Origin of the sequence: Natrarchaeobius versutus (genome assembly GCF_041205745.1) — an archaeon.
GTDB lineage: Archaea > Halobacteriota > Halobacteria > Halobacteriales > Natrialbaceae > Natrarchaeobius > Natrarchaeobius versutus.
Map to the genome: position 1 here is coordinate 1 of NZ_JBGFCC010000008.1, position 17679 is coordinate 17679.

General features: G+C 55.6%; 12 protein-coding genes. 9 read left to right on the forward strand and 3 right to left on the reverse strand.

Features of this window, described 5'->3' with window-relative positions:
• Nucleotides 1-355: 355 nt before the first annotated feature.
• Nucleotides 356-1669, forward strand: coding sequence for a DUF2238 domain-containing protein (locus tag AB7C87_RS17155; RefSeq protein WP_502260635.1), 1314 nt, complete (start codon nucleotides 356-358; stop codon nucleotides 1667-1669).
• Nucleotides 1670-3009: 1340 nt separating this feature from the next.
• On the opposite strand, the gene AB7C87_RS17160 is transcribed toward AB7C87_RS17155, so the two are convergent.
• Nucleotides 3010-4428 (reverse strand): amidohydrolase family protein, encoded by a 1419-nt coding sequence (locus tag AB7C87_RS17160; RefSeq protein WP_369730722.1) that lies wholly within the window; start codon nucleotides 4426-4428, stop codon nucleotides 3010-3012.
• 423 nt (nucleotides 4429-4851) lie between these two features.
• Here AB7C87_RS17160 and AB7C87_RS17165 point away from each other — a divergent pair, with 423 nt between their 5' ends.
• The 6 genes from AB7C87_RS17165 (at nucleotide 4852) to AB7C87_RS17190 (ending at nucleotide 11789) form a co-directional block, all read left to right on the forward strand.
• The gene (locus AB7C87_RS17165) at nucleotides 4852-5946 is read left to right on the forward strand and encodes an ABC transporter substrate-binding protein (RefSeq protein ID WP_369730723.1); all 1095 of its coding nucleotides are present in this window, start codon (nucleotides 4852-4854) and stop codon (nucleotides 5944-5946) included.
• Nucleotides 5947-5959: 13 nt separating this feature from the next.
• The gene (locus AB7C87_RS17170) at nucleotides 5960-6742 is read left to right on the forward strand and encodes an ABC transporter ATP-binding protein (protein ID WP_369730724.1); all 783 of its coding nucleotides are present in this window, start codon (nucleotides 5960-5962) and stop codon (nucleotides 6740-6742) included.
• A 198-nt stretch (nucleotides 6743-6940) separates the two neighbouring features.
• A complete protein-coding gene (locus AB7C87_RS17175) occupies nucleotides 6941-8692 on the forward strand; it encodes a thiamine pyrophosphate-dependent enzyme (protein WP_369730725.1) in 1752 nt (583 codons plus the stop codon).
• 143 nt (nucleotides 8693-8835) lie between these two features.
• Nucleotides 8836-9864, forward strand: coding sequence for an amidohydrolase family protein (locus tag AB7C87_RS17180; protein WP_369730726.1), 1029 nt, complete (start codon nucleotides 8836-8838; stop codon nucleotides 9862-9864).
• Between the two features lie 393 nt (nucleotides 9865-10257).
• A complete protein-coding gene (locus AB7C87_RS17185; protein WP_369730727.1) occupies nucleotides 10258-10968 on the forward strand; it encodes an ABC transporter permease in 711 nt (236 codons plus the stop codon).
• On the forward strand, nucleotides 10965-11789 hold the full coding sequence (locus AB7C87_RS17190) for an ABC transporter permease (RefSeq protein ID WP_369730728.1): 825 nt from the start codon (nucleotides 10965-10967) through the stop codon (nucleotides 11787-11789). Before AB7C87_RS17185 ends, AB7C87_RS17190 begins: the two co-directional genes overlap by 4 nt.
• Before the next feature lie 527 nt (nucleotides 11790-12316).
• Here AB7C87_RS17190 and AB7C87_RS17195 read toward each other — a convergent pair.
• A complete protein-coding gene (locus AB7C87_RS17195) occupies nucleotides 12317-13078 on the reverse strand; it encodes an IclR family transcriptional regulator (RefSeq protein WP_369730729.1) in 762 nt (253 codons plus the stop codon).
• A 456-nt stretch (nucleotides 13079-13534) separates the two neighbouring features.
• Here AB7C87_RS17195 and AB7C87_RS17200 point away from each other — a divergent pair, with 456 nt between their 5' ends.
• Complete coding sequence (locus AB7C87_RS17200) at nucleotides 13535-14308, forward strand: amidohydrolase family protein (RefSeq protein ID WP_369730963.1); 774 nt, start codon at nucleotides 13535-13537, stop codon at nucleotides 14306-14308.
• Nucleotides 14309-14314: 6 nt separating this feature from the next.
• Here the strand turns inward: AB7C87_RS17200 and AB7C87_RS17205 are convergent, their stop codons facing one another.
• Complete coding sequence (locus tag AB7C87_RS17205; protein ID WP_369730730.1) at nucleotides 14315-15814, reverse strand: aldehyde dehydrogenase family protein; 1500 nt, start codon at nucleotides 15812-15814, stop codon at nucleotides 14315-14317.
• A gap of 863 nt (nucleotides 15815-16677) precedes the next feature.
• Between AB7C87_RS17205 and AB7C87_RS17210 the strand changes: the two genes are divergently transcribed.
• The gene (locus AB7C87_RS17210; protein WP_369730731.1) at nucleotides 16678-17451 is read left to right on the forward strand and encodes an IclR family transcriptional regulator; all 774 of its coding nucleotides are present in this window, start codon (nucleotides 16678-16680) and stop codon (nucleotides 17449-17451) included.
• Nucleotides 17452-17679: the final 228 nt, after the last annotated feature.

Here is a 17679-nt window from a genome sequence, read left to right on the forward strand (position 1 = left end):
CTGATGTGTGTCGTCTACAACATCAAACGTGCCGTCAAACAGTGAAATCCACCGCCTTACAGCGATTCAACAAAGCCACAAAGTCCGTCCGATTACTGGCGACGACGACGGTCAGTGACCGACGGCCGATCGTTCCTGCGGCCGATCCGAGGAGGACATTCGACGAGTCGAACGCGGTGTGAATTCGATCCGTCACACTGACGCTGTTCGATCGGTTCGGATACCGATATTCCTGCGTTCGGTCTCGAGTGCTGTGCGGATGACCGTTCCGGAGACGGTGCTCGAAGCACGCACGGAACCGACGAATCGAAACCCGAATCCTATTAGGCACCGACTGGCGTGATTCACGTAGCTAATGAATACTGGGGATCCCTTGGCCGTGTTATTCGACAGATCGTCACGAAATACGGTTCTCTCGTGGCTCCTCGTCTCTATTTTGGTAATTTGTCTGGTTGGAGGTGGAATCTTCGACCGGTACGAGCCAGTATTGCTCGGCGTCGTCGCGATCGCGGTTATCGTCACGCCAGCGATTACATTCCGCGACCCGAGAGTTATGCCGCCGTGGTATTTCGTCGGGTTGATCTGTCTCCCGATCCTGTGGGAGGCGTTCGTTCCACAGCCATTGACGACGGCATTGGCGTCGAGTCTGGCGGTCGCAACGCTCGGATTGTTACTCGCAGTCGAACTCCACCGATTCACCGCACTTCGTCTCGTCCCGTGGTTCGCCGTTACGCTCACCGTGTTGTTCGCACTCGCCATGGGCGGCCTCTTGAACATCATCCGCTGGTCGTCGGACGTGCTGTTCGGAACGGCGTTTCTGCTCGATGGCCGGACGCAGAATGCGATCAACGCGGCGGTGATGATCGAACTCATCTACGTGACGATCGCCGGCGTCCTCGCTGGCGGAATCTTCTATGTGTACTTTCGAGTGATCGCCTCGCGATCCGACTCCCCGATGGCTGTCCCACCGATATCGAGGTCGAACGCGACAGACGTCGAAGACGTCGAGGGAGTCGTCCTTAGCGACCGGCTGGGACTCTCAGTGAGGTGGCAGATCCAACTGGTTCGGTTCATGCAGATCGTACTCGTTGGCATCCTGATCTATGGAATACTGACGCTCCAGGTCCCCGTTGCAACCAACGCCGCACTCGCGCTTGCCATTACGTTCATCCCGGCCGTGCTGGAACGGGATTATCAGATCGCAATCGAGCCAGGGCTCGCGTTGTGGGTGGCAAGCGCCGTCTTCTTACACGCGCTCGGAACCGCAGGCCTGTACGACGCAATCGCCCCCTACGACCACCTCACGCACATGCTCTCGGCCACGGTCGTCGCCGCCGCCGGATACGCCGCGATTCGGGCGGTCCACCTTCACGATCCGGCGATTCACCTCCCACGGTGGGCGATGTTCGCGTTCACACTTGTGTTCGTGCTCGCGATGGGCGTCATCTGGGAGATTCTGGAGTTCTTCGTCGATCAGGGCGCACTCGCACTGGGGATGGAGCCCATTCTGGCACAACACGGTATCGACGATACGATCGTCGACATGATGTTCAATACACTCGGAGCACTCATCGTCGCGACGTGGGGAACAGTCTACCTCACGGAAGTCTCCGAAACCCTCGCGAGCCAACTCGAGGACTGGGTCGCTGTGACAGACAGAGTCAAGTAGATCGTTCGAGTACGCGTTCGGCTCGAGACTCCTTCCAGCTATCCCGCCAGTAGTTGCTCCACGTCGGGAAGGAACCGGACAGCCTCGAGGAGGCCGGTTGCGGCTGCTACACGGATGGCCATGTAGTTCGTGTTGCCAAGCGCTGATATAGTAACAACTGAAACGATTTATACATTGATCGCCGGTCCGTCTGGCGATCAGGTGTGCAATGACGTTCAGTGGCTACTATAGTTTTCCGACCAACAGCCCTTCCAACACGTACAGGATCACGAGGACCGGCGCACCGACCGTCAGCACCAACTCGGCCAGCGTCGGACCGACGTCAATGGTTACAGTCCCGCTTCGCTATGCCGGCATTAGGGGTTTGGAGCGGAGTCAGGGCGGTCTTTATCCAAATCACTACAATGATATTGGCTATTAATGACCGAAGACGAGCCACGTTCACCGGCTGTATCGAACGGCATCGTTTCGATTGGCTGGTTCCACCGGTATGTATAACTCTGTAACCACGTTTTGACCATTTCTGGGGCCGCGTGGAAAAATATCCATTTCCTATTAGATCCGACGTTTGATCCCTTTGCATATACTACTGATGCTGTCGTGCTGGCTGTGACGTTCGTACCGATATTCGTCGCCGCGTCAGTGAAGTATTGCTTGTCTCCAGTCAGTGGAACCGACGAGAAATTCGGCACTTTTACCGGTGTATATTTCGATAGGGTGCTCGAGAAAGAGTCCGAAAAACGTAGAGAAAACGCCTGAATACCGGTTCCAACACGGTATTGGCGTGAATTGGGGGTTTCGTTCGTTTCAGGACCGACTGTTGCAAACAGCCAGAATCGTTCGTAAGCGGGTTGGACCCTGGCCTCGTCTACGGCGAGGAGATCCAGTGAGTACCGTCTCTGGGCCAGTGATCTGTTTTCTGCACCTATCGGGAACAACTATGCCAAAACACTCGATACTATATACAGTGTTCAAAAATGATAGTATGTGTGGATGGGTCGGATACTGAGCACCACAATGCTACATTCGACTGGTATATAATGACCTCCTTATGGATCAAATATATTTACGACCGTATGTCTGTAATTGTGGCTGGCGAATACCGTCTAACGAAGTGCTCAACACGGTGATCAACGCCTTCTGGGTGGTAGCCCGATCGCTAATCGGGTATCATGACAGGTCTATACAAACGTTGAGACGGTTATTTTGCCCTCAGACCGAGGCAGGACAGATGAAATGGCGGGCGCTTCCTCTCGAGTACGGATGAATCGAACGACGAGACGGTGACTGTTCGAGAACTGATCGTGAAAGCGATTGTCGCCGGGCGAGACGTGTGATCTCTATGGAGACGTGTGCCGGCAGGAGGAATTCCAGGGATCGAATCCCTTGTCGACGAGGTCGTCGAGACCGGCCCGCTCGAAGAGTGCTTCGGCAGCGTCTTGTGCGCGTCCGAGAAGTTTTCCCTCGTCGACGGTCGTCACTGTGCGATCGTCGAGCACAACCTGGCCGTCGATGAAAACGGTCGACACGTTCTCTGCGTTCGCCTGATACACGACGTTCGCCGGGAGGTTTTGGAGCGGCGTGAACTTCGACTCGGAGAGATCCAAGAGGACGACGTCGGCTTTCTTGCCGGGTTCGAGGGAGCCAATTTCGTCGTCCCACAACATCGTCTTCGCGCAATCGATCGTGGCCATTTCCAGGAGTTTCGTCGGCGGGAAGAGCGCTTTGTCCCGATATCTGTACTGTTGGGTCAACCCGAGTGCGCGCATCTCTTTGAACATGTCTTGGGTATCTCCCATACACCCGTCCTGACCGAGCCCGACAGTGCATCCGTGGTCCGCCATGTCTGCAATTGGTGCGATCCCGTCACCGAACTCCTCGACGGTGCTGTCGACCGAGTAACCGAGTTTGTAGGTCGGGTTGTGAACGACTTTCATCTCGCCATCGGCCATCTCGACGACGTCGCGTTCGCTCAACCACACACAGTGTGCACCGACGAAGTTCGGCCCTAACAGGTCCCGTTCGGTAGCCCGTTGAATATCGCCGTCTTCAAACGTCGCAATGTGGGTGTGAATTCCCGTCTCCCACTCCTCCGAAATTGCCTTCGCTGTCTCCCACATCGGTTCCGTGGCGGAGTAAAACCCCGTCGGACCCGGCCAGACCCGTATCCGGCCATCGGCGGATTCGTGCCACTTCTCCATCGTATCTCGAAGGAAGGATTCGTACACATCAGCTGGAACGACGAAGTCGTCGGGCTCGTTCTTTCCGGCGAGCCCGATCGGTACCACACTCCGAATCCCTGCTTTGCGAATTGCACGCATTCCTTCTTCGAGGCCGAACTCTCGCAGCTTGTCCGGATGTTGCTGACAGACGTGATTTACGCTACACGTCACGCCACTGCGTATCAGATCGATGCACGTCAGCATGTGGCTGAGATAGTAATCTTCCCTCGTCATCTCGTTCGTGAGCGGAATTTTGTAGTTTTGGATCCACTCGGCGGTCGTTCCCTCGTAGAGGCGAACACTCGCTTTCATGAACGATTGCTCGAAGTGGTTGTGTCCGTTGAGCATCCCAGGAAGCGCGAGGTTTCTGTCCCCATCGACCACGCGATCGACGTCCCCTGTAACGGACGCTCGGTCAGCAACTGTGACGATCGAATCACCCTCGATGAGAATAGCACCGTCCTCGATGTAGTTCGGACAGGTCTCGTCTTGGGCCATGGTGATAACCCGGACGTTATCGATAAGCAGATCGGACATACGCTACCCACACAAAGGGGTGATATTAATATTTTGAATTGTTCCTCTCAGTACGGAGTTGAACTTAACTCCGTGTTCATTCAGTTCGTGTCCCCTCAACCGGAGTGGATATCACAACAATCGCGGTAGTACGGTCTATTCGAGGCTGGCGGAGAGACTGCCACTTGTCGATCTCGCAATTCGGGGCAATCGACGGAAGTGCAATACCGTTCGAAGGCTCCTATCGATTCACCGATAGCGACGATTTCTGCGGAGTGAGACGGGAAAACTCGACAATCGAACGCCGTGGCCGCGTGACGTTATACATGCTTGGGGTAATTTTGCCCTGGACACAATGTTTATATCTTCTCCCAGGAGTGGACTAACTGGATCGCAACTATGTCAAACACAGACAATGGGCTGAGAAGCACTAGCCGACGACGATTGCTTACGACGATCGGTGCCGCAGGAACGATCGGGGTTGCAGGGTGTACGAGCGATGAAGACGATACCGGCGGTACCACCGGCACCACCGATACCACAGACACCACTGACGATACGACGGACGACGTTCCAACGCTGACGTACTCGAGTATTCCAGGGTCGGTGGCCGGCGATCGATTCCAGCGATTTTTCTCGTCGGACAGTATGGTCGAGCGCTTGCCGAATCTCGGTGAGGAGTACGATGTCGAGTTCGTTCCTGCCGACGGGTCGGCGCTCGTCGTCGAAGCAATGGGGGCGGGAGAAGCGATGACCGGCCAGCTCGCGTATTCGTCCGCTGCGAACGCGATGTTACAGGATCGAATCCCGAGCGGATTTACGATCATCGCACCGTTGAAACTCATCACGCAGGGATGGGGTGCCAAAGACACGTATTGTGCGTTGACGGACTCGGACGTCGAAACGATTCAGGACCTCGAGGGGAGGGAACTCGCAGTCAACACGTTCGGTTCTGCCGTGGATATCTCGGCTCGATTGTCGCTTCTCCAGGAGGGTCTGGAGCCAGAAGAGGACGTGGAGATGCGTGAGATCGGGTTTGGGGCGATGATGGCTGCAGTAGAAGAAGAGCGAGTCGACGTCGGAACGTTCCTTCAGGACTTCTACTTACCCAACAGGGACGAACTGCGGGTGATCTTCGACAACTCCCATTCGATTCAGAATCACGCACAGATTTTCTACACCGTCCGAAACGACTACCTCGAGGAAAACGAGGCAGTAATCGAGATGATGCTGGAAGATCTGTGGGCGGGTCACCAGTGGTGGCACAACGAGGCGAGTGACGAAGAGAAAGTCGACGTCTACCTCGAGGCGGCCGACGTCCCCGAGGAAGCCGTTCGCTTACAGATCGAGAGCCCGGAGGAGTGGGAGATTTATGGGGGTCACGACGGCATGGCGATGGAGCCCGAGTGGGTTCAAGACCCAGTCGACGCCATGGCCGACATCGGATTCATCGACGACGCTCCCGACGTCGGTTCGGTGATCGATAACTCCTACCTTCCGGAGGAGGCACAGGAGTCACCGTCGCTGGGTTCTTTCTGATAGAGAGGTGAACATGAGTAACATTTCAATCAACGATCTCACACATATATACAACACGGACGGGAACGACGTCGTCAAAGCTGTCGACGACTTCTCGCTCGAGATTCCCGACGAACAGTTCGTCTCGTTGCTCGGACCGAGCGGCTGTGGGAAGAGTACCCTGTTGTACATTATCGCCGGGTTCATCACGCCGACGGAGGGAACAGTCTCCACGGCGGGCGAACCGATCGAGGGGCCCGGGCCGGACCGTGGGATCATCTTTCAGGAGTACGCGCTGTATCCCTGGAAGACGGTGCTCGGGAACGTCAAGTTCGGTGTCGATAATGCGACGGAGAAGAACAACAGTGAGGAAATCGCACGTCAACACATCAAACAGGTCGGTCTCGAGGGGTTCGAAGATAAGTATCCAAAGGAACTGTCGGGTGGAATGAAACAACGTGTTGCCACTGCCCGAACCCTCGCATACGATCCGGACATCCTGTTGATGGACGAGCCGTTCGGATCGCTCGACGCACAGACTCGAGAAATCCTCCAGGAGGAGTTGATCGAGATCTGCAAACGAACCCGAAAAACCGTCGTATTCGTAACCCACAGTATCGACGAGGCGGTTTACCTCTCGGATACAATCGCTGTCATGTCGGCTCATCCCGGTACGAAAAAGGAGACGATCGATGTCGATCTCGACCGCGACCAGTCCCGCCAGGAGATACTCGCGAGCGAAGAGTTCAGTGCCATTTCAGCACACGCCCGAAGCGCCGTGCGGGAGGAGATCTCGAGAGCGGAGATTACCACGTAGCGGCCGGTTGTACCCGTTCTGTTCGGTTCGATCCGCGACGTTCGTTCTCGTTTTCCTCCTCGAGGCCATCACCGAACCGAATTGGCCTCTCGGTGAAACGAGACGCCGCTGACTCTCGTTATTGCTGTCGTAGTCGTTGAAACGATTTCACTGGTTGGACCCATACATATTTAATATGGATTGGTCACTTGTTGGTGTATGGTACGCCAGACAGTGTCAATTGACGAAGCCGCGGAGGGATACCTGAAAGCGTTTCAGTTGAACGGCGTCGACTACATGTTCGGATCTCCCGGGTCCGACGACGCACCGTATTGGCACTACATTGCTAACGCCGATTCGGACGAGGAGCGGATTTCGTACATCAACTGTCGACACGAGGAACTCGCTGTCGACATGGCCAAAGGGTACGCCGCGATGACGGGACGGCCACAGATCGTCAAGCTACACGTCACTGTTGGCCCACTCAAAGCAGCGATGAGCATCTGGGGTGCTCACCATGGATCGCTCCCGGTCATTATTCTCTCATCACACCTGACCACCCACGAGAACGAACTTCGGGGAGGCACGCCCGGAACGCACTACCTCGATTTCGCCCATCCCGGCGGACACGAGAACAACTTCAATCGGTACACGAAGTGGGGTATCTCACCGGAAAATAACGAAAATATCGGCCAGTACATCGCTCGAGCATTCCGGATCGCACAGACGGCTCCAGCCGGTCCCGTCTACCTGAACATCGCACGGGAACTCAGCTACGAACCACGAGACCAAATGGACGTCCTAACACACGAACCGGTCGCCCCCGTCGCGCCGGAGAACTCCACGCTGGCGGAGATCACGTCTCGACTCGACGCAGCGGATAACCCAGCGATCGTCGTCGGACGACTCGCCTCCCATGCACGAGCGATAGAAGAGGTGAGACCGATGCTCGTCGACCTGGCGGAGCGTCTGGATGCGTCGGTGTTCGAGTGTCGGAAGTGGAATTACGCGTTCCCGATGGATCACCCGCTGTATCTGGGAAATTCCCATACCGGCGGTCACAACCCCACCAACGAGGTGCTGCCCGAAGCGGTCGACACGGTGTTGGTCCTCAATTCGATCCGGCCGTGGTATCCGCCCCAGGAAGCAAAACCGGATGCGGAGATACTGATGATCGTCGAGGATCCGCCACAACAAAAGGACCTCTACTGGAACTATCCCGCTGACGTACTCGCGCCGGGGTCGCCGAAAGCGGTTCTCCCGATGTTGTTGGACGCACTCGAGGCCGGGGCACGTACCGAGGGTGGCTACAAGGGCGACCATCGTCGTTCCTGTGCCGACGTATGGACTCAGAAAGCGCGGGAGACGAGCAACGAGAAGCCGATCAATCCGTTCTGGTTGGTTGACCGAATCGATACGATCGTTCCGTCGGATGCAATCGTCGTCAACGAGACGCTCTCGCACGCAGCCATCGTGAGCAATCTCCTCACCGACCGCGGCGATCGGACGTTTCTCTCGGCGGAGAAGATGAATGCAGGAGGGTTGGGCGGTGGGCTAGGTGTCTCTCTCGGCGCAAAGCTTGCCGAACCGGACCGTCCCGTCGTTGCCCTCCTCGGCGACGGGACGTTCAACTACTCGCCCGTGTCTGCTGCGTTCGGCGCCGCCCAGGAACACGGCCTTCCGATACTGGTCGTACTCTTCAACAACCGTGCGTATCAGGTGATGAAACCCGCGTATACGAACTACTATGGCGAGGAGCCGCCACAGGAAGTAAGAATATCCCCGACGCCGGACTACACTACGCAGGTCCAAGCGTGGGACGCGTTCGGTCTCACCGTCGACGAACCTGACGAGATCGAGGGAGCGCTCGAAGAGGGGCTTCGAATCGTTCGAGAGGAAGAGCGAGCCGCGCTCGTCGACGTCAGAGTTACCGAGGACGACCTCGAGTTCCCGGATACCAGCAATCAGTAGTGCAGATCCAGCCACCGTGTGATGATTGATCGAACATCACAGGTTCGGACCTGTTGGTAGACGAGCGATTCATCCGGAATGACTGTGTACGCAGGGTGGCGACCGCCGATGAATTTATGTCTTCGATCACCGAGAGTCAAACGATGGAGATCAGCGGAACGATTTTGTACGGCGACCAGATGGAACCGATCGAAGGAACGGTCATCGTAAACGATGGGAGGATCGAAGCGGTACGGGAGGAGTCGGTCGACTCAACCGATATCGTCCACCCTGCGTTCGTAAACGCTCACACCCACATCGCTGATTCGATCGCCAAGGAAGCCGGTCGCGGCCTCTCGGTAAAAGAAGTTGTCGAGCCACCAGATGGCTTGAAACACAGAATTCTCGCGGACGCGACGCGGGACGAACTCGCACGGGCGATGCGAAACACCGCCGAGTACATGGCGCGAAGTGGGACTGGTCTGTTCGCCGACTTCCGGGAAAACGGCGTTTCGGGGGTCGAAGCCTTACGGACTGCGACCGAGCCTGTGGCAATCGAGTCGTTCGTCCTTGGCAGAGGAGAGACGACCGTCCTCCCGGTCGCTGACGGGTACGGCGCGAGCGTCGTCGGGTATCGGGATTTCGAACCCGCCCGGGCCGCCGCGAACGAGGCCGAGAAACCGTTCGGAATTCATGCGGGCGAGCGGAACGCGAACGATATCGACGACGCACTCGCCTTGCGTCCTGATTTTCTCGTTCACATGGTTCACGCTCGCCCTCGAGATCTCCGAACGCTTGCGGACGAGGAGATTCCTGTGGTCGTCTGTCCTCGTTCGAACCTCACGACGGATACCGGAATACCGCCGGTCGAAGAACTCGTGGATACGACGTCCGTCGCGTTGGGAACTGACAACGTCATGTTGAACTCGGCGTCGATGTGGCGGGAGATGGAATTTACGAGCAAACTGTACGACGTTACGGATACTGACGTCCTCAGAATGGCGACGGTGAACGGTGCACGACTACTAGGGCGGGACGATATCGGGAGTATCGAGGAAGGGAAGAGAGCTCGGTTAGTGGTTCTCGACACGGATCGGAAACTTCGGGGTACTCGGGACCCGGTGGCGAGCGTCGTTCGTCGGGCAGGGAGTGTCGACATCACCGAGGTGATCTTCGATGGGGAATCCCTATGATCCCGTCGAAACTCACGTAGCAGTCTCGAACGACCGGAGAACGATCCGGAACAGACGAGCGGTGTCGTGGTCGAACCGTTGACCTCCACTACGTGTATTCGCCTCCTCCAGCACAGTGGGTGACGGTGAGTCGGGACCTCTGTTCCTGCGTGTTCGAATTTGAAATGGTACTGCTATTGCTCGAGGGGGTGGGCGAATCGAACAGTTTATTAGATCCGACTACTATCTTATAGTACACCACTGGCCACGGAGTGGCTGAGACACACAGAGATGATATTGGCAAATTACACGACAGATTCGACACGAGTCGTCACCGATCGACTCAATTCGCGCGGGAAATGGATTCTCCGAGAGACGTTCAACAAAGTTGGTCCGATCGCGATCTGTCTCGTGGTGTGGGAGTGGGCGTCGGGAACGATCGTCAACCCGCGTATTCTCCCGTCGTTCACCGAGACCCTTTCGGCGATCATCACGCTTGGCACGTCGTCGGAGGTCCACTTTTTCGCTTCGCACACGATCTTCAGAGGATTGAGTGCTGCATTCCTCGCGTTTTGCGTTGCGATTCCAGTCGGAGTCGGGATGGTACGAAGCGATTTCGTTCGGCGAAATATGGAGCCGGTTATCAGCCTCACGTATCCCTCTCCGAAATCGCCGCTAATCCCGCTCGTGATCTTCTGGCTTGGAATGGGTCACCTGTCGCGTATCGTCCTCGGGTTCGTCAGCGGGATACTCCCGATGCTTATCAGTTCGTACAACGGCGCAAAGAGCGTCGATAGAGAACTCGTCTGGTCTGGACGAGCGATGGGTCTGAATGGACGAGAGGAGGTTTACAAAATCATCTTTCCCGCCGCACTTCCGATGATCCTCACCGGGGTTCGGATCGGCATAATCTTCTCGTTCGTTACGGTCATCTCCTCGGAAATGATCATGGCACAGACCGGAATGGGCTTTCTCATCATGGAATACGGCGCGCTCGGTCAGTATCCACAGGTGTTCGCTACCGCCTTCTGGATCGCCGTGATCGTCGGGACGATCGATCGTACGTTCCTACTGACGTCGAGATATCTAGTCCGCTGGAGTACGGAGGACGTCGGTGGAATATGAGTACACAGACCGAAGCCTCTGGGCCGCTCGGCCGGGTGCGCCGACAGTTCCGGCGCGTTGAATTGCGCACCAGGATGCAGTACTTCAAACCGATCGTCGGGTTGTTACTCGTTTGGGAGTTGATCAGACAACTCGATCTCGTTCCTCGCCAAGCGTTACCCCACACGTACGAGGTCGCCGAAACGTTCGTCTCGCTCGTCAGATCGGGCGAACTGGTCAATGCAGCTGCGCTTACGACCTACCGTGCTCTCCTTGCGCTGGGAATCGCCACTGTCGTCGGCATCTCGATCGGACTCGCAATGAGCAGATACAGGCCAGTCGAGTGGTTCTTCGATCCGATCGTTTCGATCCTCTTTCCGATGCCGAAGGTCATTTTCGTCCCCGTGTTCTTACTCTGGTTCGGATTTGGCACTAGGGGTATCGTCCTCTTGGCTGCAACTTCTGCGGTCTTCCCCGTCATAATTGCGACGTATGAAGGCGCGAGGAGTGTTGAACGGGAACTCATCTGGTCGGCGCGGTCGATGGGGATGTCGCGACTTCGGTCGACGTGGAACGTCGTCATGCCAGCGTCTCTTCCCTCGATATTCAACGGCCTGAACATCGCGTTGTTTTCGTCGATCATCGTCACCCTCATTTCGGAGATGCTCACCTCGGCGGGAGGGCTCGGCCAGCTGTTGATCCGATCGCTTCGCTTCTTCCGGACGTCAGAGGTTCTCAGCGCGGTAATCGCCGCTGTCATACTCGGACTCGTCATGAACACGCTGTTCAGCACTCTCCGGGCGCATTTGCTCGAGTGGTCGGACGAAACGGCCGATTGGTGAGTGAGAATCGGTAACTCGCGCGAGACGGAACTCGGTCCGTCGGGACAGTTCGATCGCTCCTTTGACGAGAATAGGTGTCGATGCGTTCGGGGATACTCCATCAGGACTCTTGATGCGGCGGGACGAGATTGTGGATTATACCGAAGATGAGCTGGTTGTACAGACATCGTCAAGGGATGTCGTCTTCAGCCACAAAACCACAGAATCATACATATCAGTATTAATTTACATCCGATGATGGTGAACGCGCAACTCGATGTGTCCGATAGTGAACGTTTTGAACCCCCGAATATCCGCCATTCGCGAAATGTGTTACGATAGTACGGTTGTAAAGGTAAGCGCGTGCGTTTCGCACTGGAGCGGTCACACCGGACTCGATTCGAGTACGAGCCCCTCCACCGAATCGAGCGTTCAGCCTAGTCGGACGCTGGGTATTTCCACGACAACAATTCTATGATTTGTGGCGCCACTCACTGGACGTTCCAACTGCCAGTCCGGTGGAACCGAGTTACTGGTGTCGAACAGGCTCAACCGTGAGTGATTCCGAGCTCTATGACGTTAGCGGCTTGCTGGACGAGATCTGGATACTCCTCGTGAAACACGTCTCCTTGGAGCCGACTCGTCGGCCCGGCTAAACTCACGGTACCGACGACCTCGTCTTCACCGTTTCTGATGGGTGCACCGACGCATCGAAGTCCTCGAAGGCGTTCTTCGTCGTCGAAGGCGATGCCTTGCTCTCGAACTTCCGTTAGGTGTTCGAAGAGTTCGTCGGTGTCGACGATCGTGTTTTCCGTTCGTCGCGGTAGTCCGTGATAGTCGATGATCCGCTGGATCTCAGCTTTCGATTTGTGGGCGAGAATTGGCTTTCCCGCCGCCGTTGTGTGGAGGTGAATCCGATAGCCGTCGTAGCTATCGAGTTGGACGGCGTTTTCCCCCTTTGGTCGACACAGGAAGACGCCTCTCCCGTGTTCTTCGACGAGTATCGACGCGAGCTCACCAGTATTTTCAGCTAGTTTTTCTACCTCGTCCTTTCCTTCCCGATAGATTTTCTTTCGCTTTCGCGTGATCTCTCCGAGATCGAGAAATCGAAGCCCCAGTTGGTACGACCCGTTCTCGGCGACGAGGTACTCGTTTTGTTCGAGGGTGCTCAAGTGGCTGTGGACGGTGCTTTTCGGCTGGTCCAGTACCTTCGCGATTTCGGCAACCCCGGCCTCACCCCGTTCCTTTACGATCTCGATGATCTCGAACGTCAGTTCGATAGTGCCTACCGAGTTCGTTTTTGGCTTCATATATCGTCATCTCTAGTCCCTGCACCACTTATCTTTATCCACTCATGTCGGACGCATCGGAAATCTTACTACTATGGACAGAACTGGGTCGAATGGATTATTTCCCGCATGTACGTCCACTACAGTTGGGAATTACTGAACTGTCGGATGTTATTTGGGAATATTAACAAACGAGAACTCGACTGGGAACGCGTTCATTTGCGTTTCGGTTACTCCAGCAGTCAATAATCTCTCCTGTACGACTAAGCACAAATGCTATAGTAACTCAGAGTAGACGTTGTATCGATGATCGTTGATTTCGGGGGACATCTCTACCCGCACGGCTGCCATCCATCCACCGTCACGGATAACCCGACCGCAAAGCAAATCGGATCACGTCTCACCGATCCGGAAACCCTTCAGACGTACATCGAGGCAAGCCGGCTAGATCGAATGGTGCTCTCACAGCCGTACTACATGGGATCGGACGATGTTGACCGTACGAGACAAGCGAACGAGTCTCTCAGTGAAGTAGCTGGTGCGTACGACGAGTTCTACTGTCTCGCGGCTATTCCGATCGCCGCTGGCGGTGAGATCGCAGCAGAAGAGTTCGAACGGGCAATATCCGACGGATGTAACGGCGGGGCAATCGAGGTATCTCCGCTCGAGACCGCACTGACCGATCGGTCGTACGAACCAGTGCTCGAACGGGCAGACCGATTCGGTGCACCGATTTTGGTTCATCCCAAACTTGACGACTCGTTGTCCGCCGGTGTTCTCGACGATTCCTACCGACTGAACGCTATTTTCGGTCGAGAAGTCGCGTTAGCCGAGAGCATTTGTAAAGTCGTTCAACACGACCTCCTCGAGTCGTATCCCAACGTCTCGCTCGTCTATCACCACCTGGGTGGAAATGTCGCGAGCATGTACGGACGGATTCGATTACAACTCGATGCTGATCGGTGGCCAGCGTACGATCGTTCCGTGGAGTTCGACGAATTTGCGGGGCGCGTCCGGGAGAACGTTCACGTCGATACGAGCGGCTTTTTTGGTCACGGGGCTCCACTCCGTGAAACGCTGAAGAGGGTGTCGCCGGAGAATATTCACTTCGGGAGCGACTACCCATACGAACCACGAACGCCCACCGAAATGGACGATCTGATCGGATCGATAGAATCGCTCGTCGATGGTCCTGCACTGGATGGCATACTCGGAGAGAATTCACGGCGGATCCTGCTGGAACGGGACTGAGATAAATTAGTAGTAGTCGTCGAGTTCGTCGAGGTCCTCCGACGCGACCCGCGTCCTGACGGTTTTCGTCCGCGTGAACTCCTGCATCGTCTCTTCGAACGCCAATTTCTTTCCCATGCCCGAGCGTCCGAAGCCACCGAACGGGGCTCCCAGAAACGTTCCGTTGTCGTAGTTGTTGATGTAAACGATTCCAGCGTCGATTCTCCGGGCCAGTCGATTTCCGACGCGGGCGTCTCGGGTCCACACAGCACCAGTCAATCCGTATTCGGTGTCGTTCGCGATCTCGATCGCGTCTCGCACCGACGAGTATTTTCGGACCACGATCACCGGTCCGAACACCTCTTCGTTGACGATACGCATCTCACCGTCGACATCGCCGAACACGACCGGTGGTACATAGAAGCCGTCTCCGAGTTCTTCTGGAACCTCACCTTCGTACAACACGGTTGCACCCTCTGACTTTCCAAGGGAGATATAGTCGGTAACCTTCTCGTATTGTTTCGCGTTTGCTAACGGTCCGATATCCGTCTCGGAGTCAATTCCCGGACCGATCGTGAGAGCCGAGATATGATCGATGAACGCGTCCAAGAACTCGTCGGCGATATCTTCGTGGAGCAAGAGACGCTCACAACCAGCACATGCTTGCCCCGTATTCGTCAACAGGCCTGCGACCGTCCCCGCGACCGCGTCATCGAGTGGAGCATCCGGCAGGACGATATTCGGGTTCTTCCCACCGAGTTCCAACATCACGCTTGTGATGGTCTGTGCTGCCGATTCCATTATTTTCGTCCCGGTCTCCGTGTGTCCGGTAAACCCAATCTTGTTCACTCCGTCGTGCCTGCTGAGGCGAACGCCCGGTTCAGTACTGCCGGTCACTACGTTTACGACTCCATCCGGAAGCACGCGTTGCCAAATCTCTGCCATCTTCAGCGACGACAAGGGCGCTTCCGGTGCCGGCTTTAACACGACCGTGTTTCCACACGCGATCGGGGCCGCCGTGAAGTCGGCCGTGTGCATCGGCGGCCAGTTCCACGGAATGATACTTCCGACGACGCCGTAGGGCTCCTGAACCGTATAATCGAACAGATCCCGTTTTTCCGGAATAGTGTCGCCGTGGTATTTATCAGCGCCACCGCCGTAGTAGCGGAACGTCTTCGCTGCCTCTCGAACGTCCGATCGGGATTGTTCGAGTGGTTTCCCGTTCTCCAGCGTTTCTAACTCGACGAACTCCTCGAATTCGTCTTCGATCGCGTCTGCAACCGCAAACAGGTACTCGCCGCGGTCGCGCGCACTGAGCTGGCGCCAGCAGGTTTCGTACGCATCTCGAGCCGCATCGACAGCGATATCGATGTCTTCAGCGGTCCCGTCAGCAACCGATCCGATGACGTCTCGAGACGCTGGATCCTCGACGTCGAACCGATTGCCACCCTCGCTCTCGATGAATTCTCCGTCGATGAATAATTTCCCGTTGTACGGAAGGGACAGATCGCTCTGTGTCTCAGGCATACTCAGACATAGGCCTGCCCCATTATATGATTATTGTATTAGTTATCCGTCGTATTCGGGCACACTACGCGAACACGAATGATTTACGCCGCTGATCGGCGGTATCCGTGTCCGAGTTCTTAAAAATATTTGAATGTGTGGCTGTTTGGTATCTTCTCCTTGATCTATTTGTTTGGTGTTGTTCTAATCCCCGCACCGTTCACATCTGGAACCGAAACTGTTTTGCCAGAATATATAATGGATGTTGTATCGATCTTCTCACTAATCGGAATTGTATGGGATGAATCGCTCGAGCTTGGCTCGAAAGCGAGGTACGGCTGCCACGTTCATTCCTGGATCAGAATACTGTTTTGCCGTCCGTAATGTGGTTCGAACATCGATAGGACTTGCGCTGTGAGTCTGTCATGTGGCCGATGATATGAACGATCGAGAGTACCCGTTTAACACCAAACATTCATAGAACACAAACAGTATCTGAAAGTGTTACAACCCTGTATGAGAATGGGTACTGCACATCATCAACGGCCGTGATGTTGGCTCTCGCCCCACAAAATCCAGATTGAACTGGCCGATCCGTATCGTAACCGCTGAAATGATTTGCACACCGGTCCCACCCACGTCGCCCAATCGGAGGTATGTCGACGCTCAGTGGCTGCTGTAGGAAGACGTGTGCTTTCCGGCATAGAACACTTTGAAAACACCACGCTTTACTCTTTCAATTGCTCTGATCACTGACAGTACATCGTTACAGTAGGTTGACCCGAACATCGCAGTTCTCTTCCCCAAAATTTCAAGGATACTATATGATCTCCTGTCCAATATTATTGGATATTTTTACAAGGGAGAATACCGTACTGCCGCCCATGGGTGAGACGAATTCCAACGGGCGGATCGGTGCAGTCGAGACCGTATTCGATGTCGTCGACGTGCTCGAGGAGTCGGAGTCGGTCGGGGTTTCGGAAGTCGCGGATCGGTTGGACATGCCAAAGAGTACGGCACACGTCTACCTCAAGAGCCTCGAGTCCGAGGGGTATGCGATAAACGACGACGGCACCTATCGACTCAGCTTACGATTTTTGAAACACGGAGGCAAGGCTCGAAACCGGTTGAAACTGTATCGGTCTGCGAAGACTCACGTCGACAAACTCGCAAACGACACCGGCGAGGTCGGTAATTTGGGCGTCGAAGAACGCGGTCGGCGCGTTCTCGTCTACAAATCGGAGGTGCCGGACGCGATCTACGACAACACGCCGACCGGGGAGCACACGAACATGCATTGGACGGCGCTCGGAAAGGCAATTCTCGCCCACCTTCCGCCCGAACGGGTCGACGAAATCATCGATAGACACGGGCTTCCTTCGCGAACGCCAACGACGATAACCGACCCCGACACGCTCCACTCGGAGCTCGAAACTGTGAGAGAAAATGGATACTCGGTGGAGCGAGAGGAACGACGAGATGGCGTCGTCGCGATCGCGGTCCCCATCCAGGACAAAAGTGACGATGGGACGATCCACTCCGTCTCCATATCCGGGCCAAAAAAGCGAATTACCGGCGAGGACGGGATCAAAACGGAGCTCGTCGATGCCGTCAAACAAACCGCGAACGTTATCGAACTTCAGTACAACCATTATTAGTCAACCAGCCATTCTCACTCAAATTTTTGGTTTTATCGGCGCTTTTGCACCAATTTTGTTCCAATTCACGGTTCCAACCCCGGAGATCATTCCGAATGGCCCATTTCCATCGCCTGAACGATACAAAATTTGTCTACTTTTGAATCCTGTCTATTTTCGATGACTTCTTGGCAGGTACTGACTGCCCGCCGATCGATGACGACGATACGAACTCGGAACGCGACGCGT